Source organism: Telluria mixta, from assembly GCF_029223865.1.
Lineage (GTDB): Bacteria > Pseudomonadota > Gammaproteobacteria > Burkholderiales > Burkholderiaceae_D > Telluria > Telluria mixta.
Genome location: NZ_CP119520.1, coordinates 487,531 through 505,744, shown reverse-complemented (window position 1 = coordinate 505,744; position 18,214 = coordinate 487,531). Strand labels below are relative to the sequence as shown.

Below are 18,214 nucleotides of genomic sequence, written 5' to 3'. Positions count from 1 at the left end.
GTTAGCGGGAAGCCTGGGACAGGTATTGCAGCATGTTGTCGGCGGCCGACAACACCTTGGTGTTCATCTCATAGGTGCGCTGGGCGGCGATCATGTCGACCATCTCTTCGACGACCTGCACGTTCGACCCTTCCAGTGCGCCCTGCTTGATCTTGCCGAAGGCACCGTCGCCGGCGCGGCCTTCGTTCGGCGTGCCGCTGGCGGTCGTTTCCTGGAACAGGTTGTCGCCCAGGGCGAGCAGGCCGGCCGGGTTGACGAACGTGGTCAGCGTGAGCTGGCCCAGTTCGGTCGGGGCGACGTTGCCCGGGACGGTCGCGCTGACCATGCCGTTTTCGCCGATCGTGATCCCGGTCGCGTTGTTCGGGACGGTGATCTGCGGCACCAGGGGCAGGCCCTGGGCGTTGACCAGCACGCCGTTCGAATCGACCTGCAGCTGGCCGGCGCGGGTAAAGGCCGGCTGGCCGTCCGGGCGGCGAACCTGCAGGAAACCGTTGCCGTTGATGGCCACGTCGAGCGGCTGGCTCGTCGTCTGGATGCTGCCGTTGGTGAACACCTTCTGCGTGCCGACGATGTTCACGCCATTGCCGAGCTGGACGCCGTTGCTGACGGTGTTGTCGGCCGTCTGGGCGCCCGGCTGCTTGTCGACCTGGTAGAACAGGTCTTCGAACACGACGCGGTCGCGCTTGAAGCCGACCGTGTTCACGTTGGCCAGGTTGTTGGCGATGGCTTGCAGTTTCGCATCTTGCGCCTGCACGCCGGTCTTGCTGATCCACATTGCTGGATTCATGGTTTCTCTCTCTCTGGATTCGGTTGGGGACGCGCGATCAGCCGGCGATCAGCTTGTTGCCGGCCTCGTTCATGCCGTCGCTGGCCTTGAACAGGCGCATCTGCACTTCGAAACTGCGGTTCAGGCTCATGGTGGCGACCATTTCCTCGACGGCCGAGACATTGCTGCCTTCGAGCGCGCCCGGGCGGACCTTGACGTCCGGATCGGCCGGCAGCTGGGCGCCGTCGCGCGCCACGATCAGGCCGGCCTCGTTCTTCGTCAATTCGGCGCCGGTGGCGTTCACGAGGCGCAGCTTGTCGACGACCTGCATCTGCGTGGCGCCTTCGGTCAGCACGGAAATCGTGCCGTCCTTGCCGATTTCGACCGCGGTATGCGGCGGCAGCACGACCGGGCCGCCTTCGCCCAGCAGCGGATGGCCGTGGACCGACAGCGCGCCGTCGGCACCGATGTCGATCTCGCCGGAGCGGGTATAGGCTTCGCCGTCGCCGAACTGCACGGCGAGGTAGCCCTGGCCGCCGATCGCGACGTCGAGCGGACGGCCGGTTTCGCGGACCGAGCCCGCACGGGTCGAGACCATGTCGGCCTGCATCGACGACAGGTGGCGGTCGTCGTAGCCGTAGCCGCCCAGCTGCTGGTTGGTCGCCACTTCCATGCTGGCCCGGAAGCCTGCGGTGTCGAGGTTCGCCAGGTTGTTGGCGTGGACCTGCTGGGCGCGCATCAGGCGCTCGGCGCCGGAAACGGCGGTGAAGATCAGTTTATCCATGGGGCGTCAGGTCTTACAGGGCCTGCATGAGGGCCTGCATCATCTGGTTCTCGGTGGTCAGGACCTTCGAGTTGGCCTGGTAGTTGCGCTGCGAGGTCATCAGGCCGACCAGTTCCGACGTGATGTCGACGTTCGAGCCTTCCAGCGCGCCGGTCGCCAGCTTGCCGGCCAGGCCCACGCCCGGAGAGCTGTACAGGGCGGCGCCGGACGCGGAGTTGGCCACCCAGCTGGTATCGCTGATGGAGGAGAGTGCGCCTTCGTTGGCGAAGGTGGCGACGGCGACGGTGCCGACCACCTGCGACTGGTCGTTGCTGTACTTGGCCACGAGCGACCCGTCCTGCGCCAGTTCCACGCCCACGAACGTGCCCGACGCATAGCCGTCGCTGCGGTTGGTGGTGGTCGTGGCTTCGCCGGCGAAACGGGTCGTGCCCGTGTAGTCGATGGTGACGTTGCCGGCGGCTGCGCCGCCCGCCGCCGCGATGGCGACCGAGTTGCCGGTCGTGGTCTTCAGCGCGCCGGTGGCATCGAACGTCAGCACGGCGGGCGTCGTGCCCGGCGCGGCGCCGTCCAGCGAATAGAACGCGTTGACGGTGTTGGCGTCCTTCTTGACGAAGTATTGCGACAGCGTGTGCTGCGTGCCCAGCGAGTCGTACACGATCGACTGCTTGACCATGTTGTACGAGGTGTTCTTGGCCGGGTCGAACGCGACGGTCGGCACGGTCCAGTCGGCCGACAGGTTGCCGGTGTAGGCGATGTTGGTCGTCGCGACGGCCGGGATCTGGCCGGTCGGGATCTGCACGTCGCCCATCGCACCCAGCGTGCCGTTCTTGGACGGACCATAGCCCTGCACCTTGTTGCCGTTGCTGTCGATCAGGATGCCGGTCGCGTCGGTCGAGAAGATGCCGACGCGCGAATACTGCGTCGTGCCCTGATTGTTGACGCTGACGAAGAAACCGCGGCCGTCGATGGCGGCGTCGAGGCCGCGGCCGGTGGTCTGGGTGCTGCCGTTCATGCTGATGTTCTGCGTGACCGAACCGATTTCCACGCCGTTGGGGCGGCTGCCGGCCATGACGGAGGCGAAGTTGGCGCGGCTGCCCTTGAAGCCGTAGGTGGCCGCGTTGGCGATGTTGTTCGAAACGGTGTTCAGTTGCTCGTTGATGGCCTGGATGCCGGACAGTGCGATGTCGAAGCTCATGTCGATTCCTTAAATGCGTTGCGGTAGAGGGTGGGCGCCGTTCAGGAGCCCGTCTTGCCGTTGAAACCCGTGACGGACGAGGGAGCGACCTCGCCGATGTTGGCCACCTGGAGCACGACGCTGGAGCCATTCACGCGCACGCTGTTCAGGCGCGCCGCCACTTCGATCGTCGGCGAGCTGCCGTCCGACGGCTTGGCCTGGATCTTGTACGTGCCGGGCGCCAGGCCAAGGGCGTCCGGATCGATGGTGAACGACTGGGCGCCCGAACCGGGACCCAGGTCGACTTCATGCTGGCGGCCGTCGACGCCGGTCAGGATCAGGCTCGTACCGGCGGATAGACCGTTCAGTTGCACGGTGCCGTTCAGCTTGCTGCCGTCGAGCTTGACGGTGTCCGTCGCCACGGTCACGTCGGAACCTACCTGGCCGCCCATGGCAAGCGTCTGCAGGCTTTGCAGCACGCTCGCGCTGGCGGTGGTCGTCTGCGACAGGTTCTGCAGCGCTTCGGTCTGCGACAGCTGCGACAGCTGGTTGACGTACTGGGTCGGATCCTGCGGCGACAGCGGGTCCTGGTTCTGGATCTGCGCCACCAGCAGCTTGGTGAACATGTCCTTGTTGGCCTCGGTCGGTGCCTGGGTTGCGATCTTGTTGCTGCCCGTGCCCGTCGTGCCGCCGAACTGGGTGTTGGTGGTGTTGGTGGTCGTCACCATGTTCAGGATTCTCCGAGCTTGAGCAGCGACTGCTGCATGGATTTGATGCGGCCGAGGACTTCGACGTTGGTTTCGAAGGCGCGGCTGGCGGACATCATGTCGGCCATCTCGGACACTTCGTTGACGTTCGTGTAATAGACCATGCCGTCGGCATCGGCCTTCGGATTGCCCGGTTCGTGCACGCGGCGCAGCGGCTCCGCGCTCTCGACCACGTCGAGCACCTGCACGCCCGCGCTGGCGTTATTGCCCATGACGGCCGCGAAGACCGGCTTGCGGGCGCGGTACGCTTCCGCTTCGGAGCCGGCCGCGACGTCGGCGTTGGCCAGGTTGCTGGCAATCGTGTTCAGGCGCACCGATTGCGCCGCCATCGCCGAACCGGCGATCTGGGAAATGTCCTTGAAGCCCATTGTTGACCTGTTATTGACCGTTGATGGCTTTTGCCAGACCACGCAACTGCATGTTGATGAAGGTGAGGCTGGTATTGAAATCGGAAGAGTTCTGGCCGAATGCGGCTTGCTCGACGCCGATCTCGACGGTGTTGCCGTCGGCGCTCGGGTGGAAGGGCACGCGGTACAGCGGCTGGTCGTCGCTCAGGCTGAGCTGGCCGTTCTCGGCGTCGACACGATCCTGCAACATGGCGCCAAAATCAATGTCGCGTGCGGTGTAGCCGGGCGTGCTCTCGTTCGCGATGTTCGCCGCCAACACCTTGGTGCGCTCGGCGCGCAATTCCAGCGCGTCGGCATGCACACCCAGTGCGTCTTTGAAATTAATCGTCATGTCAGGAACTCCTGTCGTTGAATTTCGGATGATTGGTTAGAATCAGATTTTTCCGCAGCCACTATTCTCTAATGATTGCTTTCTGTAAGGCAACCCTTGTCGGTTCGTCACTGATGCTGTTTTCTGCGTTCGCGCAAGCGGCAGCGCCGTCGATTCCCATGCAAATCGAGCAAGCGGCCCGTGCCGAACTGGAAAGGCAGATGGCCGCGTCCGGCTTGACCGAACCGCAATTCGAGATCGCCGTCGTGACCGCGCGGCCGGCGCCGCCGTGCAGCCAGCAAGTGGCCGTGGAACCGCTCGATACCCGTTCTCCCCAGAGGATGCGCTTCGTAGCGCGCTGTCCGGACACGCCCGGATGGCGGTACGAGTACGTCGTCCGCGCGCGCGTGACGGCCATGGTTGCGATCGCGGCCGCGCCGGCTGCGGCCAACGAAGCGTTGACGGACGCACAAGTCACGATCGAGCGCCGTGATATTTCCAACATTGCCGATCCGGTCAGTAATCCGGCCGACGCGGTCGGACAAATGTCTCGTCGCATGTTGCGTCCAGGAGACATTTTGCGCAGCGGGCAGCTCAGCAGTCCCGTTCTGGTGAAGCGCGGCGACGCCGTCATGATGGTCGCGCGGCGCGAAGGCATCGAAGTCAGCATGGCCGGAGAAGCATTGGATGCGGGCGGGAAGGGTGCCGTCGTGCGCGTGCGCAACGCCGGCAGCGGGCAGGTCGTGCGCATGCGCGTCGCCGGGCCCGGCACGGTTGAGCCGATCGACATGGCGATCAGCCGCTGATGCCCTGGAGTTTGCCGGCCAGGCGCGACAGCTTGGCCGCATAAGCGGGATCGGTGGCGTAGCCGCCCTTGGCGAGGCCGGCCGCGAAGGCCTGGGCGTCGTTGCCGGTGCCGAGTGCGCCACGGAAGCGCGGGTTATCGATCAGCATCTGCGCGTAATCGCGGAAGGCACTGGCCTGGTCCGGGTAGGCGCGGAACTTCGCGTTCGTCTTGATGGCGGCCCCACCGACGTATTCCGTCGTGGCGGACTGCGCGACATCGCCTTTCCAGCTGGCGCCGGCCTTGATGCCGAACAGGTTATAGGATGAACTGCCGTCCGCATTGCGCAGCGGACGCTGGCCCCAGCCGGATTCCAGTGCGGCGTGCGCGGAGACGAGCTCCGGTGCCACGCCCAGCTTGCCGGCCGCTTCTTTCGCCCACGGGGCGATGCTTTCCAGGAAAGCCTGCTGGTCGGGCGACGCGTCGGTATCGCCGCCCATCAGGGCCGCGGTCGCGCCCTGGCTGCGCGCGGCCCACATGCGGCCTTCGGCGCTCAGCGTCGCGCTCGTTGCGAAGTCGCCGCCGCCGTTCTGGATGAAGTCGGTGACTTCGCCCTGCACGTCGTTGAAGATGCCGCCGAATTTGCCGCCGCCATTGCCCAAGGGCGCCGTCGGCGTCGTGGAGGCGGTCGGGGTCAACGAGGGAATCGACGTCGTGAATTCAGCGTGGCGCATAGGTATCGTCTTCGCCGTGCAGCAGGCGTTGCATGATCGTAAATTGTTCAGCCATCAGGTTGCCGTTGCGCGCCGTCGCCTGCTTGCAGTCGCGCACGAGTGTCTCGAGCTGTTCCCAGTCGGCCTGGCCGCGCGTGCGCTGCGGCGCCGGCAGGCTGCCGAACAGGTCGTCCATCGTCGCCTGCGGGCCCAGCAGGGCGCGCACGAGCTGGACGCGTTGCTGGCGGCGCTGTTCCATCGCGTCCAGCTCGGGCGTGAGTTCTTCGGCAAGCGTCGTGAGTTCCGTGCCGCGGTGGCGCATGGCGGCCTGGAACTGGCGTTCCAGCAGGTCGCGGATCGTGCCGCAGGCGGCCATGTCGGCGGCAATGCCGTCCAGCAGGCGCCCGACGGCCTGGTCGCGGGTCATGCGGCTCATGGTGTCAAGCCTTGCTGCCGCTGCCGTGGAAGCGCTGGATCAGGCCGGCCAGGCGTCCCGCGTCGAACGGCAGTTCGCCCTTGGCCAGCGCGTCGCGCAGCTCGGCCACGCGGGCGGCGTCGAAGTCGGGCAGGGCGCCAAGCGCTTTCTGTGCCGGCTGCAGCACGGCGGATTCAAGTGCATCGGTGCCCGCGGGGGCACTCACCGGGGCCGCTGCCGGCGCGGCGGCGGCGCCGCCCACCTGCGGGGCGATCGAGACGGAAGGCGTGGAGGCACTGGAAATCTTCATGCGTGGTCCTCGGGTTTTCGATTGAATCGTCATGGTTTCTTTACCATCTGGCTGCGCAGGTCCTTGAGCGCTGCGTCGTCCGTTTTCGACGTGGACGCCTCTGAAGTCAGGGGTTCGGTATCCGCAGGGGTGCCGAACATGGTCTTGATCGCGGCGGCTTGTTTGCTGGTCAGGATCAACAGTTCGATACGGCGGTTGGCCGAAGCATCCGGATGGGCCGCGTCGATCGGGGCGCGGTCGGCCATGCCGACCAGTTGCAGGATGCTTTCGCCCCGCATGCCGCCGATGAGCAGCTCGGACCGCGCAGCCAGAGCGCGGTTGACCGACAGGCTCCAGTTGGAATAGCTGGTCGGTCCGGCCCTAGTGTACTGCAAGGAATCCGTATGGCCTACGATCAACATCTGATTTTCCATTTTTTCGAACAGCGGCGCCATCGCACGCAACAGTTTTGCGAACTTGGCGGTCGGCAGCGGGCTGCCGCGCACGAACATGCCCTGGCGGTCGGTGTCGTGCAACATGACGCGCAGGCCGTCCGGCGTGATCACGGTGGCAAGATTCGATGCGAGGCCGGCGTCCACGCTCATCTGCTGGAGCTGGTGCGCCAGCGCGGCCAGTTCGGACGGCGATTCGTACTTGGTGCGCACCGTCGCCACATTGGCCTTGGCGCCGGCGCCCGGGCCCTCGGCGCCGCCGTTGCTTTTCGGGAGCTGGAAGCGTTCGATCAGGCTGCCGGCCGGGCTCGACTTGATTTCCGGCTTGCCGCCTGTGCCTTCGATCAGGCCGCTGGCCGTGTTGTCGCGCACGATGTTCTTGACCTGCTGGGCGTCGCGCGATGCGATCAGCCACAGCACGAGGAACAGCGCCATCAGCGCCATGCAGAAGTCGGCGAACGCGACTTTCCACGCGCCGCCGTGTTCGTCGTCGTGATGCTTGCCGCCGCCACGCTTGACGATGGTCGCATCGTGGTGCTTGTCGGCGCCGCCTTTCTTGGTAGCTTGCACTTATGACTCCGGATCAGGCCTTGCGCTTGGCGCCGGCTTCCTCGCCGTCGGCCATCGCATTGATCCACGCTTCGAGCTGGGCGAAGCTGGGCTTGGTGTTCAGCTGGATCAGGCGGCGGCCCGCGTCGATCGCCAGCAGGGGCGGCTTGCCGGCCACGTGGGTGCACAGCACGACCTTCACGGTTTCCATCGTCGACGCTTCGGAATTGACCAGCTGCTTCATCATGCCGGAGATCGGATCGAGCACGCCGTAGCAGAAGAAGATACCGATGAACGTACCGACCATCGCGGCACCGATGTGTTCCGCGATCTCGGCCGTGTCGGCGCCTTCGCCGACGGAGTTCATCGTGATCACGATGCCCAGCACGGCGGCCAGGATGCCGAAGCCCGGCATGCCTTCGGCCACCTTGTGCAGCGACTTGGACGGCTGGGTCAGTTCCTCGTGGATGGCTTCGAGTTCCTGCTCGAGCACGCCTTCCAGTTCGTGGGCGTTGATCTTGCCCATCGCCATCAGGCGGAAGTTGTCGACGATGAACGCCAGCAGCTTCGGCTCTTCCAGGATCAGCGGATAGCGCTGGAACATCGGGCTGTCCTTCGGTGCCTCGACGTGGGCGTCGAGCGCCTTCAGGCCGCCGGCCGCCGTCTGCAGCAGTTCGTACATCAGCAGCAGGAGCTGGCGCTGGAATTCGGAGTCGTGCTTGTGCTTGCCCACGATCTTCTTCATCTGGCCGAGCATCTCGACCAGCACGTGTTTCGGATTGGCGAGCACGAGGGCGCCAAGGGCGGCGCCGCAGATGACGATCAGTTCGTTCGGCTGCCAGATGGCCAGCGCCGTGCCGCCCATCATCAGGTAGCCGCCGAACACGGCGCCAAGCACGATGAGGATGCCAAGGATTTGCATGATTGTTATTACCTTTCTTGTCGGGTCGTTCAGGCCTGGGCCAGCGCCGCCTTCATCTTGGCCAGCGCACTCTTGTTGAGCTGGCACACGCGGGCGTCGGACAGGTCGAGCACGGCCGCGATTTCCTTGTAGCTGAGCTCGAATTCATAAATCATCTGGATCACGCGCTGCTCGCGCTCGTTCAGGGCGCCCAGCGCCTGCTCCAGGCTGCGGCGCACCATGAACTGTTCTTCCGGGCCGGGCGCGTTGTGGGCGCGCTCGGTCGCTTCCTGCAACACGTCGTCGAAGCTGAGCAGCTCCTCGGCGACGTCGTCCAGCAGGAACTGGCGCCAGTCTTCCTGGCTGATGCCGAGCGCGTCCGCCGCTTCCTTGTCGTTCGGCTCACGGCCGAGCTTGCGGGTGAGGGCGCGCACGGCGTCGCGCATCTTGTGGCTGTCCTGGCGCACGGCGCGGGGACGCCAGTCCTGGCGGCGCAGTTCGTCGAGGATCGCGCCGCGCACGCGCAGCGATGCGTAACTGGCGAAGCCGGTATCCGGGGTGCCGTAGCGGCGCAGCGCTTCGAGCAGGCCCATCAACCCGATCTGCTCCATGTCCTCGCGTCCCATCGCGCCCGACACCTGCGACGTGAGCTGGCGCGCGATGCGCTTGACCAGCGGCGCGTACGCGACGAGGTGTTTCTGCTCTTCGGCCGCGCTCATGGCCGCGTGGATGGCGGCGTCGGCGTATTCGCTGTTGGCGTAGCTGTCGGCGTAGTCGGTCATGTAACCCACGTTGTCCCCGATGGTTATTCGATGATCAGCTTGCCGATCATGACTTGCACGAACGGTTTTTCCGTGTGTTCGTGCTCATAATTGGCGTCGAAGGATTTGTTCAGTTCTTCCGCGTACTGTTCCACCGTCATGCCGGCCGCTTCCTTCATCGTGTAGGCCGACAGGGTACGCACCGCCAGGCTGCGCAGCAGCGGCAGGTTTTCCTTCGTTTCCTTTTCCTTCGCCACTTCGGTCGACAGCACCAGGTCGGTCGACAGGTAATGCGTGTCGCTGTCTTCCGGGCCGCGGCGCAGCATCACGATGACCTTGTCCAGCGTCACGTACTTGACCGGCTTGCCTTCCTTGGCCTTTTCCGCTTCCACTTTTTTCGCCGCACCGGCGGCTGCCGCGGGCTTGGGCATGAACCACCAGACCGCGCCACCCGCACCGGCCGCGCTCACGATCACGGCGCCGGCGATGGCAATAATCATTTTCATTTTGCTCATGTTGGTACTTGCGCCGAGGCGCTATCAATTCGTGTGCTTACGAGTCGCGGCCGAGATTGAACACGGACGCGGGGTTGCCGGCCTCGGCCAGACCACGGCCGGGCTCGTTGTCCTGGTCGCGGCCCTGCTGGCGGCCGCGGCCCTGCTGCTGCGGGTCGCTGAACGGCGCCGCATTGTTCTTGGGTGCCGGCGTCACCGTCACGGCGACCTCCGTGTACTGGCGCTGCGACAGGTCGTTGCGCAGGTTGTCGCTGACGGTCTGCAGCTGGCGCAGCACGTCACCGTTGGTGGCCGAGATGTTCACTTCCAGCGTACCGGCGCTGTGGCGGATCGCGATGTCGATGCGGCCCAGCTGGGGCGGCTCGATGCTGATCGTGGCCTGCTGCACGTTGCCCGCGACGTGGACGTTCAGGCGGTCGCCCAGCGTTTCCTGCAGAGTTTGGCGCCACGCGGTCGGCGGGCCGGCCAGCTTGACGGTGTCGGCGGCCGGCTGGGCTGCCGGCAGCGGCACGGCGCCCGCGACCGGCGCGGCCGTGGCCGTGCCCGGCTGCACGCCCTGCGCACCCGACCCGTCCGTACCGGCATCCTGGCCGCCGGTGCCGGCGTTGCCGTTGGCGGCATTGCCCTGGACGGCCAGGCGCACGTTGGCGGCGGTCGTATCCTGCTGGGCGGCTTGCGCAAGCACAGCCTGGGGCAGGGCGATCGATGCGCGGCGGGCATCCTGGCCGGAGACGGCGGGCGGCTGCGCCGGCGTGTCGGCCTTGCCGGCATCGTCGGTGCCGGCGTGCGCGCTGCCCTGGGCAGCCTGCACAGCCTGGGTGACCTGTTGCGGCGACAGCGGCATCAGCGGCATCGTCATCGCGGCCAGCAGCGGATTGTCCGGCGTGGCGGCATCGTCAACTGGTGCAGTGTCGGTCACCGCGGCGCTCGGGGCATCGGTGGACGCGCTCGCTTGCGCGGCTGCGTCCGTCGCCGGATCCGCCACGGCGGCAGCCGGCGCCTGGGCGCCGGCGCCGTTCTGCAGTCCGAGCCAGCGGGCGAACGTCTTGCCCGGCGCCGGCGCGGCGCCGTCGGCCGTGGATTGCGCGGGTGCCGCCGCGGTCGGTGCGTCCTTGGCGCCAGCCGGGGCATTCGCCTGCTTGGCGGCCGGCAGGGTCGACGTGGACGGGTTTACGGTATTGAGCATCATGGTCATTCCTGGCTTGCGCCCGATTCTGTTTCGCTGTGCATCGCGTAGGCGATCCAGCCGTCCTTGTTGGCGCGCATCTCTTCCAGGCGCGGTTCGAGCGCGCGCGCGGCGGCGGCCACGTGGCGCGCGGCCGCGTCGTGCTGGGCACGCACGCGTTCCAGCGCGGCGCGTTCCGCGGCGCTCCACGGCCCCTGTGCGGCAAGCGCGCGCAATGCAGGGAAGAGGGCACGGGCCTGTTCGCCCAGCCGGTCCCAGTCTTCGCGCGCGGCGGCGTCCTGCAAGTTCTCAGTTAAGCGATCCAGGTGCGCCAGCCGTGCCTGCCGGTCGGTCTTGTCAGCCATTGCGCGCCTGTACGCCGGCCCAGCCCTGGCGGATGGTGGTCATGATGCGCACGACCTCGTCGATCATCGCCGGGTCCTGCTTGACGCCCGCGCCATGCAGGTGCGTGACGCAGAAGTCGTACAGGTTGGCGAGGTTGGCGACGACCTGGCCGCCGGTCTCGAAATCGAGGGAGCTGGACAGGCCGTTGATGATGTCGACGCATTTGTTGATGCTGTGGGCGCGCTGTTCGTAGCGCTTGGCCACGATGTGTGCACGGGCGCGCGCCAGTTCGTCGAGCAGGCCATCGGTCAGCACCAGGACGAGTTCGATCGGCGAGGCGCGCGACGTTTGCGCGTCCAGGCTGGTGGCGTGATAGCTGCTGTAGGCTTCGGTATAAGACATCTCGAATCTCTCAGTTGGATGAGTCGCTGGTGAACAGCGCGCTGAACATCGAAGAATTGTTTTGCATGGTCGACTGCAGGGCCTGCAGGGCGGTGTATTGCTTCAGGTAGCGCTGGTACGCCGCGTCGTACCTGGTGTCGAGGTCCGCCTGGCGGCTGGTCAGTCTCGTCTGCAGCGTGGTGTTGGCATCGGTGCGCTGCTTGATCTGGCCGGTCGTGCCGGTGGTCCCTTTAGTCCACGTATTCAGGTAGGTGTTCAGGGCGCCCGACACGCCGGACGGCGCCGACGCACTGGCCGAGCCGATCAGCGTGTCGAGGCCGGTCGGATTGACGGCCAGCTGCTTTTGCAGGCGGGTCGAATCCAGGGTGATGGTGCCGTCGCGGGCGGCCGTGATGCCGTAGCTGGCCAGCGACAGCACGCCGCTCGGACGCAGCAGGTCGATGACGCGGTTGCGCAGCGCAGTCACGCCCGCGTCGTGCGCGAACGCGCCGGCAGCGGTATTGGTGTCCGGATCGCCCGCCGAGACGAGGCCGTCGAGTGCGCTCTTGAGCTTGTTGTAGGCGTCGACGAAAGCCTGCACGTTCGCCGTCGTGCCACTGGTGTCGCTGCCGACCGTCAGCGTGATCGGCGTGGCGCCCGGGGCCTGGGCCTTGGTTGCCGTGAACGCCACGCCGTCGATGTTCGTGAAGGTGTTCGACGCCTGCTTGACTTCCGTCGTGGGATCGCTGGGATCGCCGAAATTGACGATGGCGTCCTGGGCCGTGCTCGTGACCGTCGGCGCAGCGTCCAGGGCAGTCTTCAGGTTGGCGTTGAGCACGCCGCTCGTATCGAGCGAAATGGTGTTGGCGGCGCCGGTCTTCGTCGACGTCAGCACGAGACGCGACGTGGCGGTGGGACCGGTGCCGATCGTGACGATGCCGGCCGTTACCTTGCCGGCATTGTCGCCGGACTGGTTGATGGCGGCCGCGAGTTCGCGTGCGGTGAGTGTGCCGTTATGGTCCGCGTCCGCGGCGGCGAGGTCGACGTTGATGGTGACCGGGGTCGCGGCGAGATCGGCCGGGTCGGCCAGGTTCAGCTTCAGCATGCCGGGCTGGTAGGTGCCGTCAGGCTGCTGTTCGCCGCTCAGGTCGTAGTCGGCCACGTTGTACGCGAGCTGGCTCGGCGTGGCAACCTGTTTGACGAACACGCTGTAGGTGCCGGGCGTCGCGGTCGACTTGGCGGTGGCCGTGCCGAGCGTCGTGTCGGACAGGGTTGCGCTCTGGGCCAGCATCGAATGGCCGATGCCGGCCAGGGAGGCAAGCGACGTCTGGAAGGTCGAGATCGCGCCGCTGAGCGTCGAGAGCGCCTTGGCCGTGTCGCTCGCCGCCTTGGTCTGGTTGGTCAGCTGGGTCTGCGCACCCGAGATGTACTTGTCGGCCAGGGCCTTGGCGGTGCTGGTCGGGTCGTAGGTGGGGGCGGTGATCGCGTTCGATGCCATATCGGTTCTCCTGCTTATACGTTCTTTGCCAGCCACGACTGCGTGGCGATCTCGTCTTCGCGTTTGCGCTGCGTGCGTTCCTGCGCGCGTGCATACGCGGTCTCGTGCTGCTCCAGCACCTTGCCCAGCAGCTCGCGCCGCGTCCAGGCCTGGGCCAGGTTTTTCTGCGCGACGGCCATGTCGGCCTCGTGCAGTTGCAGGTCGGTCCGGTGCGTGTCCGCCAGCGCGAACACGGCCTGCTTGTAATTGCCGCAGTTGATGGCCAGCGCCGGCGACAGTGCGCGCGCGCCGGCCGGTTGCCCGGACGGGCCGCTGCCTTCCGCCAGCGCCGTCAGGCGTTCCACGCTGGCCTGGTAGCGCGCACGCGTCGCTTCCTTCTTGGCCATTGCCGTCTGCAGCCGTTCGACTTCGGTGCTGCGCATGCGCACGAGCGTGTCCAGGCTGGTGATCGTTTCGCGCTTGCTCATGCCATCATCGCTTTCAGTTGATCGACGCAGGCCTCGAACGGCGCGTCTTCGCGCGTGCCCTGGCACAGGAACGCCTCGATATGCGGGTGCAGCTTCACGGCGCGGTCGGTCTCGGGATCGGCGCCGGGCTGGTAGGCGCCGAGCGGGATCAGGTCGCGCACGCGCGCATGCTTCGCCAGCGCCGCCTTCAGCTTGCGTGCCGCCAGGGAGTGCTCCGGCGACACCACCTGCGCCATGCAGCGGCTGATGGATTGCGCGACGTCGATCGCCGGGTAGTGCCCACGTTCGGCCAGCTCGCGCGTCAGCACGATGTGGCCGTCGAGGATCGCGCGGGCGCTGTCGACGACCGGATCCTGCTGGTCGTCGCCTTCCGCCAGCACGGTATAGATGGCGCTCATGCTGCCTTGTTCGTTTTCGCCGTTGCCGGCCGATTCGACGAGCTGCGGCAGGTTCGAGAACACCGACGGCGGGTAGCCGCGCGTGGCCGGCGGCTCGCCCAGCGACAGCGCGACTTCGCGCAGCGCCATCGCGTAGCGCGTCAGCGAATCGCACAGCAGCAGCACGTTCTGGCCGCGGTCGCGGAAGTGCGCCGCGATCGAATGGCACAGTTCCGTCGCCATCACGCGCATCAGCGGGCTTTCGTCCGCCGGCGCCACGACGACGACGGCGCGTTTCAGGCCTTCCGGGCCGAGCGATTTCTCGATGAATTCGCGCACCTCGCGGTTACGCTCGCCGATCAGGCCCACGACGATCACGTCGGCCACGGTCTGGCGCGTGATCAGGCCGAGCAGCACCGATTTACCGACGCCGGAACCGGCCATCAGGCCGACGCGCTGGCCCTTGCCGATCGTGAGCATCGAATTGATCGCGCGCACGCCGACGTCCAGCGGTTCTTCCACCGGCGCCTTGCGCAGCGGGTTGACCTTCGGCGGCGTCGTCGACAGGGTCTCGTCGCCACCCAGCTTGCCGCGGCCGTCGATCGGTTCGCCCAGGCCGTTCACCATGCGGCCCATCCACGACGGGCCGATCTGGATGCTGGACGGACCCGTGGCCGGCAGCACGCGTGCGCCGGTCACGAGGCCGTCGGCCTGCTTGAACGGCATCAGGTACGTGACCTTGTCGCGGAAACCCACGACCTGCGCGTCGAGCCAGGAGCCGTCGACGGTCTCGACGCGGCAGCGCTGGCCCGTGTGCAGGCGGCAGCCCACGCTTTCGAGCAGCAGGCCCTGCACGGCGACGAGGCGCCCGGTGGGTGTCGCGACCGGCGGCGCCTTGATCTCGAGCGCGCGCAGAGTTTCGGCCAGTGCGCTCACTCGGCGTCCTCCTTCGCGGCGGTATCCAGGCTTTCACGCACTTGCGTCATGCAGGCGGCGAGGCGGTTCTGGCAGCCGGCGTCCACTTCATGGTCGCCCGCACGCACGCGGCACTCGCCCAGGTCCAGGGCAGGATCGGACATCAGGTTCCACTTCTTGGCGCGCTTCGGATCGAGTTCCTGGATGCGCTTGAGTTCTTCCGGATTCATGAACACTTCCACCTCGTCGCGCGTGGGCGGCATCGCGGCCAGCGCCTCGTCGACGAGGTTCAGCATCTGCACGGGTTGCAGCGCCAGTTCGGCACGGATCACCTGGCGGGCGATCTTGCCGACCAGGTCCACGACTTCCTTGCGCTGGGCGTTGCGGAATTCGGTCTTCATCTTCTTCAGGCTGCGCAGCATGGCGTCGACCGGCTTGGCCATCTGTTCCAGCTCGGCCAGCGCCTGCTGGCGGCCTTCGGCGATGCCGCGCTCCACGCCTTCGGCATGGCCCGCGTCGTAGCCGTCGGCACGGCCTTCATCCAGGCCGACTTCATAGCCTTCGCGCTGGCCCTGGCGATAGCCGTCGGCCACCGCGCTCTGCCAGTCCTCGGTCGGCGTGGCGGAGGACGACGATTGCGCGCCCTTGGCCGCGCCGGCGGCGATGAACTGCGCCAGCGGCGGGAAGTGGTAAGGCCGGAACTGCTTCATTCGGCAGTCGCCTCGGCAAACAGCTGGACTTCGATTTCACCGTTGTCGACGAGCTCCTTGACCTGCGCCATGATCTCCTGGCGGGTCTGCACGATGCGCGACATCGGCACCGGGCCGGAACGCTTCATGAGGTCGTCGAAGCTCTGCGCCTGGCGCTTCGGCATCGCGCCGAGCACCGCGTCGCGCAGCGCGGGTTCCGCACCCTTGAGCGCGATGGCCCACTGCTCCAGCGGGATCTCGTCGAGCAGGCGGGTGATCGTCTGTTCGGTCTGCGTCGACAGGATGAAGAAGTCGTACATCGACATCTCGATCCTGGACACGACGTCCGGGTCGTGCGCGCGCAGCAGCTCGACCATCGTGGCGCGGTTGTTCGGCAGGCGGTTCAGGATGTCGGCCGCCTGGCGCACGCCTTCCACGGTGGCGCTCTGCGTGTCCAGCGCGGACAGGCAGCGCTGCACCAGCTCTTCCAGCTCGGTGAGCAGGTCGCGGTCGATCTCTTCCAGGCGTGCCAGGTTCAGCAGGACCAGTTCGCGGCCGCCTTCCGGCAGCGCGTCGATGATCTGGCCGGCCAGCGCGGGCGGCAGGAAGGCGAGGAACACGGCCTGCATCTGCACGTGCTCGGCGGCGATGTAGTCGGCCAGCCACTTCGGCGACGCGTACTGCAGGCGCGCCATCATCGGGCGGATCGCGTCGCCGTAGATCGTGTTCAGCACGGAATTGGCGATCTCGCTGCCCAGGGCCAGGTCGAGCGAACGCTTCAGGTAGCTGCGCGACGCGCCGTGCAGGCCGCTTTGCTGGCGGTAGTCGTCGAAGAACTTCTGGATCGAGTTCTTCACGGCGTCGACCTTGATGCCGCTCATCCGGCTCATCACCTGGGTCAGCTCGATCAATTCCTCGCGTTCGAGGCAGCGCAGAACGGCCGCGGCCGGTTCTTCGCCGATGGACAGCAACACGATCGCGGCCTGTTCGACCGGGCTCAGCACTGCTTCCTGCACGTCGTTATTGTTCAGATCCGCCATTTTTCTTTTGCACCCATTGTTTGACCACTTCCGCCACCCGCTCCGGCTCTTTACCCGCCAGGACCTTCAGATGGTCGACCATCACATCCACGGCCGAGCCGGCCGGGGGCAAATCGTATTCCTCGAGCAGCGCCTGGACCGGCAGCGTGCCGCTGGCCGATGCCGCCGTCGGTTCACCCGGCAGGGCGCCCGCTGCTGCGGTGGCGCCCGGGGCCGGCAGTGCGCCGGCGTTGTGCGTGCCCGGCAGGGCATTGCTTGCGCCGGCCTGCACCGTCGCCAGGTTCGGTGCTGCGGCTGCCGCTGCCGGTTGCGGCGCGACGCGCTGGTTCAGCATGCGCATCAGCGGACGCAGGATCAGCAGCCAGCCGAACAGGGCGCCGAGCGCGTACATGCCGTAACGGACCATGTCGACGATGTTGTCGCGCTCCTGGTACCACGGCTCGACCGCGACCGGGGCGGGGAACGACAGCGAGGACACCGTCAGCACGTCGCCGCGGGTGGCGTCGATGCCCAGGCCGCCGCGCAGGATCTTGTCGATGTTGGCGATCTCGGCCGGGGTCCAGCCCGTCTTCGGCATCGTGGCCTTGGCGTTGTTCAGCACCACCGCCACCGACAGCTTCTTCAGGCGGCCACGCGAGCGCTTGATCTGCGTGATCGCGCGGTCGTAGGCGTACTGGCGGGTCGTCGCGTTCTTGCGGGCGCTGCCGTCGTCGGCCTTGGCGTTCGCGTCGCCGGCGGCGCCGTTGGCGGCGGCGTTCGGATCGGCCGGCGGATTGGCGGCGACCGGGGGACGGTTCGACAGCGTGCCCGGCACACCCAGCGCCATGCGGCTCTTTTCCATCTCCTCGCGCATCGCTTCGCTGGTGACTTTCGGGGCTTCGCCGTATTTCTCCTGCGTTTCCTCGACCTTGTCGTTGTCGACGTCGGCCGTCACGCTGACCTTGAAGTTGTCGGCGCCGAGCACCGGGCCGAGCAGGCCGGCCACGTTGGCGCGCACTTCATCCTGGTAGCGCTTGGCGGCGGCATCGCCCTGGGCGGCGCCGTCGAAGCCTTCGGTCAGGTCCACGCGCGACGACAGGTAGTTGCCGTTCTGGTCGACCAGCGACACGCGCGCCGGTGCCAGGCCGGCGACGCTGCCGGACACCATGTTGACGATCGCGGCGATCTGTTCGTTCGACAGCGTACGGCCCGGCTTGACCGCCACCACGACGGAGGCGGACGACTTGTCGCCGTCGCTGGACACGAACGACGAGGACTTGGCGATGGCCAGGTGCACGCGCGCCGAGGCGATGGCGTCCAGGGTGAGGATCGACTGCGCCAGCTCGCCTTCCAGGCCGCGGCGGAAGCGCACGTCCTGCACGAACTGCGACACGCCCAGCGGGTCGTTCTTGTCCATCAGCTCCAGGCCGGCCGGCAGCTGCGCGGTCACGCCCTTGGCGGCCAGCAGCATGCGGACCTTGCCCAGCTGGCCGGTCGGCACCATGACCTGGCCCGAATCCGGGTGGATGCGGTAGGGCACGTGTTCGGCGTCGAGCACCGTCATCATGTCGCTGGCGGCGACCTTCTCGTGGGCGCCGAACACCGGTTTGTAGCCGGCCTGGTCGTTCCACATGTACAGCATGACGGCCGCGGTGATGCCGATGGCCAGCACCAGCATCGGGGTCAGGTTCTTGGTCAACGCGGGCGGCAGGGCCAGGCGCTTGCCGCCGATGGCGGACTTGAGAGTAGCAATCACGTTCGGTTCGTTCCC

General features: G+C 66.9%; 23 protein-coding genes. 1 reads left to right on the top strand and 22 read right to left on the bottom strand.

The genetic code is table 11. The annotated features are described in order from the left end of the window. Nucleotide 1 precedes the first annotated feature (1 nt). From flgG to flgB, 6 genes are read right to left on the bottom strand one after another with little or no spacing between them, the layout of a single operon-like run. Nucleotides 2–787: a flagellar basal-body rod protein FlgG gene (gene flgG / locus P0M04_RS02270; protein WP_259448950.1), complete on the bottom strand. Its 786-nt coding sequence runs from the start codon at nt 785–787 to the stop codon at nt 2–4. Nucleotides 788–824: 37 nt separating this feature from the next. Continuing rightward, a complete protein-coding gene (locus P0M04_RS02265) occupies nt 825–1,550 on the bottom strand; it encodes a flagellar basal body rod protein FlgF (protein ID WP_259448951.1) in 726 nt (241 codons plus the stop codon). 13 nt (nt 1,551–1,563) lie between these two features. Further along, complete coding sequence (locus tag P0M04_RS02260) at nt 1,564–2,745, bottom strand: flagellar hook protein FlgE (protein WP_259448952.1); 1,182 nt, start codon at nt 2,743–2,745, stop codon at nt 1,564–1,566. 41 nt (nt 2,746–2,786) lie between these two features. Beyond that, nucleotides 2,787–3,452 (bottom strand): flagellar hook capping FlgD N-terminal domain-containing protein, encoded by a 666-nt coding sequence (locus P0M04_RS02255; protein ID WP_259448953.1) that lies wholly within the window; start codon nt 3,450–3,452, stop codon nt 2,787–2,789. 2 nt (nt 3,453–3,454) lie between these two features. Beyond that, nucleotides 3,455–3,859, bottom strand: a complete 405-nt coding sequence (gene flgC, locus P0M04_RS02250; RefSeq protein ID WP_036235094.1) for a flagellar basal body rod protein FlgC — start codon at nt 3,857–3,859, stop codon at nt 3,455–3,457. Between the two features lie 10 nt (nt 3,860–3,869). Then, the gene (flgB, locus tag P0M04_RS02245; RefSeq protein WP_259448954.1) at nt 3,870–4,229 is read right to left on the bottom strand and encodes a flagellar basal body rod protein FlgB; all 360 of its coding nucleotides are present in this window, start codon (nt 4,227–4,229) and stop codon (nt 3,870–3,872) included. A gap of 113 nt (nt 4,230–4,342) precedes the next feature. On the opposite strand from flgB, the gene flgA reads away from it, so the two are divergent. Then, on the top strand, nt 4,343–5,014 hold the full coding sequence (gene flgA / locus P0M04_RS02240) for a flagellar basal body P-ring formation chaperone FlgA (protein WP_259448955.1): 672 nt from the start codon (nt 4,343–4,345) through the stop codon (nt 5,012–5,014). Here flgA and P0M04_RS02235 read toward each other — a convergent pair. From P0M04_RS02235 to fliF, 16 genes are read right to left on the bottom strand one after another with little or no spacing between them, the layout of a single operon-like run. After that, complete coding sequence (locus P0M04_RS02235) at nt 5,004–5,726, bottom strand: glycoside hydrolase family 73 protein (RefSeq protein WP_259448956.1); 723 nt, start codon at nt 5,724–5,726, stop codon at nt 5,004–5,006. The two genes, flgA and P0M04_RS02235, sit on opposite strands and share 11 nt — an antisense overlap. Then, complete coding sequence (gene flgN / locus P0M04_RS02230; protein WP_259448957.1) at nt 5,713–6,141, bottom strand: flagellar export chaperone FlgN; 429 nt, start codon at nt 6,139–6,141, stop codon at nt 5,713–5,715. Before flgN ends, P0M04_RS02235 begins: the two co-directional genes overlap by 14 nt. A gap of 4 nt (nt 6,142–6,145) precedes the next feature. Continuing rightward, nucleotides 6,146–6,430 (bottom strand): flagellar biosynthesis anti-sigma factor FlgM, encoded by a 285-nt coding sequence (gene flgM / locus P0M04_RS02225; protein WP_259448958.1) that lies wholly within the window; start codon nt 6,428–6,430, stop codon nt 6,146–6,148. A gap of 29 nt (nt 6,431–6,459) precedes the next feature. Beyond that, a complete protein-coding gene (locus P0M04_RS02220) occupies nt 6,460–7,431 on the bottom strand; it encodes a flagellar motor protein MotB (RefSeq protein WP_259448959.1) in 972 nt (323 codons plus the stop codon). 13 nt (nt 7,432–7,444) lie between these two features. Then, nucleotides 7,445–8,335: a flagellar motor stator protein MotA gene (gene motA / locus P0M04_RS02215; RefSeq protein WP_281042445.1), complete on the bottom strand. Its 891-nt coding sequence runs from the start codon at nt 8,333–8,335 to the stop codon at nt 7,445–7,447. 26 nt (nt 8,336–8,361) lie between these two features. Further along, nucleotides 8,362–9,093 (bottom strand): FliA/WhiG family RNA polymerase sigma factor, encoded by a 732-nt coding sequence (locus P0M04_RS02210; RefSeq protein ID WP_259448961.1) that lies wholly within the window; start codon nt 9,091–9,093, stop codon nt 8,362–8,364. Between the two features lie 23 nt (nt 9,094–9,116). Further along, a complete protein-coding gene (locus tag P0M04_RS02205) occupies nt 9,117–9,578 on the bottom strand; it encodes a flagellar basal body-associated FliL family protein (RefSeq protein WP_307727107.1) in 462 nt (153 codons plus the stop codon). Between the two features lie 46 nt (nt 9,579–9,624). Continuing rightward, nucleotides 9,625–10,776: a flagellar hook-length control protein FliK gene (locus tag P0M04_RS02200; RefSeq protein WP_259448963.1), complete on the bottom strand. Its 1,152-nt coding sequence runs from the start codon at nt 10,774–10,776 to the stop codon at nt 9,625–9,627. Between the two features lie 2 nt (nt 10,777–10,778). Then, nucleotides 10,779–11,117 (bottom strand): hypothetical protein, encoded by a 339-nt coding sequence (locus tag P0M04_RS02195; RefSeq protein WP_259448964.1) that lies wholly within the window; start codon nt 11,115–11,117, stop codon nt 10,779–10,781. Then, nucleotides 11,110–11,499, bottom strand: a complete 390-nt coding sequence (gene fliS, locus P0M04_RS02190; protein ID WP_259448965.1) for a flagellar export chaperone FliS — start codon at nt 11,497–11,499, stop codon at nt 11,110–11,112. The genes P0M04_RS02195 and fliS overlap by 8 nt, the downstream gene beginning before the upstream one ends. Before the next feature lie 10 nt (nt 11,500–11,509). Next, the gene (fliD, locus tag P0M04_RS02185; RefSeq protein WP_259448966.1) at nt 11,510–12,976 is read right to left on the bottom strand and encodes a flagellar filament capping protein FliD; all 1,467 of its coding nucleotides are present in this window, start codon (nt 12,974–12,976) and stop codon (nt 11,510–11,512) included. A 14-nt stretch (nt 12,977–12,990) separates the two neighbouring features. Beyond that, nucleotides 12,991–13,443, bottom strand: a complete 453-nt coding sequence (gene fliJ / locus P0M04_RS02180; protein WP_259448967.1) for a flagellar export protein FliJ — start codon at nt 13,441–13,443, stop codon at nt 12,991–12,993. Beyond that, the gene (fliI, locus tag P0M04_RS02175; RefSeq protein WP_281042361.1) at nt 13,440–14,756 is read right to left on the bottom strand and encodes a flagellar protein export ATPase FliI; all 1,317 of its coding nucleotides are present in this window, start codon (nt 14,754–14,756) and stop codon (nt 13,440–13,442) included. The genes fliJ and fliI overlap by 4 nt, the downstream gene beginning before the upstream one ends. Further along, complete coding sequence (fliH, locus tag P0M04_RS02170) at nt 14,753–15,445, bottom strand: flagellar assembly protein FliH (RefSeq protein WP_259448968.1); 693 nt, start codon at nt 15,443–15,445, stop codon at nt 14,753–14,755. The genes fliI and fliH overlap by 4 nt, the downstream gene beginning before the upstream one ends. Then, entirely contained in the window at nt 15,442–16,464 is a 1,023-nt protein-coding gene (locus tag P0M04_RS02165; protein ID WP_259448969.1) for a FliG C-terminal domain-containing protein, read from the bottom strand. Before P0M04_RS02165 ends, fliH begins: the two co-directional genes overlap by 4 nt. Next, nucleotides 16,445–18,199 carry a flagellar basal-body MS-ring/collar protein FliF gene (gene fliF, locus P0M04_RS02160; protein WP_371877285.1) on the bottom strand — a complete coding sequence of 585 codons (1,755 nt, stop codon included), beginning with the start codon at nt 18,197–18,199 and terminating at the stop codon, nt 16,445–16,447. Before fliF ends, P0M04_RS02165 begins: the two co-directional genes overlap by 20 nt. Between the last annotated feature and the right edge of the window lie 15 nt (nt 18,200–18,214).

Coding starts and splice junctions, on each gene's coding strand:
- flgG (WP_259448950.1), bottom strand. CDS start 787: ATGAATCCAGCAATGTGGATCAGCAAGACCGGCGTGCAGGCGCAAGAT.
- P0M04_RS02265 (WP_259448951.1), bottom strand. CDS start 1,550: ATGGATAAACTGATCTTCACCGCCGTTTCCGGCGCCGAGCGCCTGATG.
- P0M04_RS02260 (WP_259448952.1), bottom strand. CDS start 2,745: ATGAGCTTCGACATCGCACTGTCCGGCATCCAGGCCATCAACGAGCAA.
- P0M04_RS02255 (WP_259448953.1), bottom strand. CDS start 3,452: ATGGTGACGACCACCAACACCACCAACACCCAGTTCGGCGGCACGACG.
- flgC (WP_036235094.1), bottom strand. CDS start 3,859: ATGGGCTTCAAGGACATTTCCCAGATCGCCGGTTCGGCGATGGCGGCG.
- flgB (WP_259448954.1), bottom strand. CDS start 4,229: ATGACGATTAATTTCAAAGACGCACTGGGTGTGCATGCCGACGCGCTG.
- flgA (WP_259448955.1), top strand. CDS start 4,343: ATGCTGTTTTCTGCGTTCGCGCAAGCGGCAGCGCCGTCGATTCCCATG.
- P0M04_RS02235 (WP_259448956.1), bottom strand. CDS start 5,726: ATGCGCCACGCTGAATTCACGACGTCGATTCCCTCGTTGACCCCGACC.
- flgN (WP_259448957.1), bottom strand. CDS start 6,141: ATGAGCCGCATGACCCGCGACCAGGCCGTCGGGCGCCTGCTGGACGGC.
- flgM (WP_259448958.1), bottom strand. CDS start 6,430: ATGAAGATTTCCAGTGCCTCCACGCCTTCCGTCTCGATCGCCCCGCAG.
- P0M04_RS02210 (WP_259448961.1), bottom strand. CDS start 9,093: ATGACCGACTACGCCGACAGCTACGCCAACAGCGAATACGCCGACGCC.
- P0M04_RS02205 (WP_307727107.1), bottom strand. CDS start 9,578: ATGAAAATGATTATTGCCATCGCCGGCGCCGTGATCGTGAGCGCGGCC.
- P0M04_RS02200 (WP_259448963.1), bottom strand. CDS start 10,776: ATGATGCTCAATACCGTAAACCCGTCCACGTCGACCCTGCCGGCCGCC.
- P0M04_RS02195 (WP_259448964.1), bottom strand. CDS start 11,117: ATGGCTGACAAGACCGACCGGCAGGCACGGCTGGCGCACCTGGATCGC.
- fliS (WP_259448965.1), bottom strand. CDS start 11,499: ATGTCTTATACCGAAGCCTACAGCAGCTATCACGCCACCAGCCTGGAC.
- fliD (WP_259448966.1), bottom strand. CDS start 12,976: ATGGCATCGAACGCGATCACCGCCCCCACCTACGACCCGACCAGCACC.
- fliJ (WP_259448967.1), bottom strand. CDS start 13,443: ATGAGCAAGCGCGAAACGATCACCAGCCTGGACACGCTCGTGCGCATG.
- fliH (WP_259448968.1), bottom strand. CDS start 15,445: ATGAAGCAGTTCCGGCCTTACCACTTCCCGCCGCTGGCGCAGTTCATC.
- P0M04_RS02165 (WP_259448969.1), bottom strand. CDS start 16,464: ATGGCGGATCTGAACAATAACGACGTGCAGGAAGCAGTGCTGAGCCCG.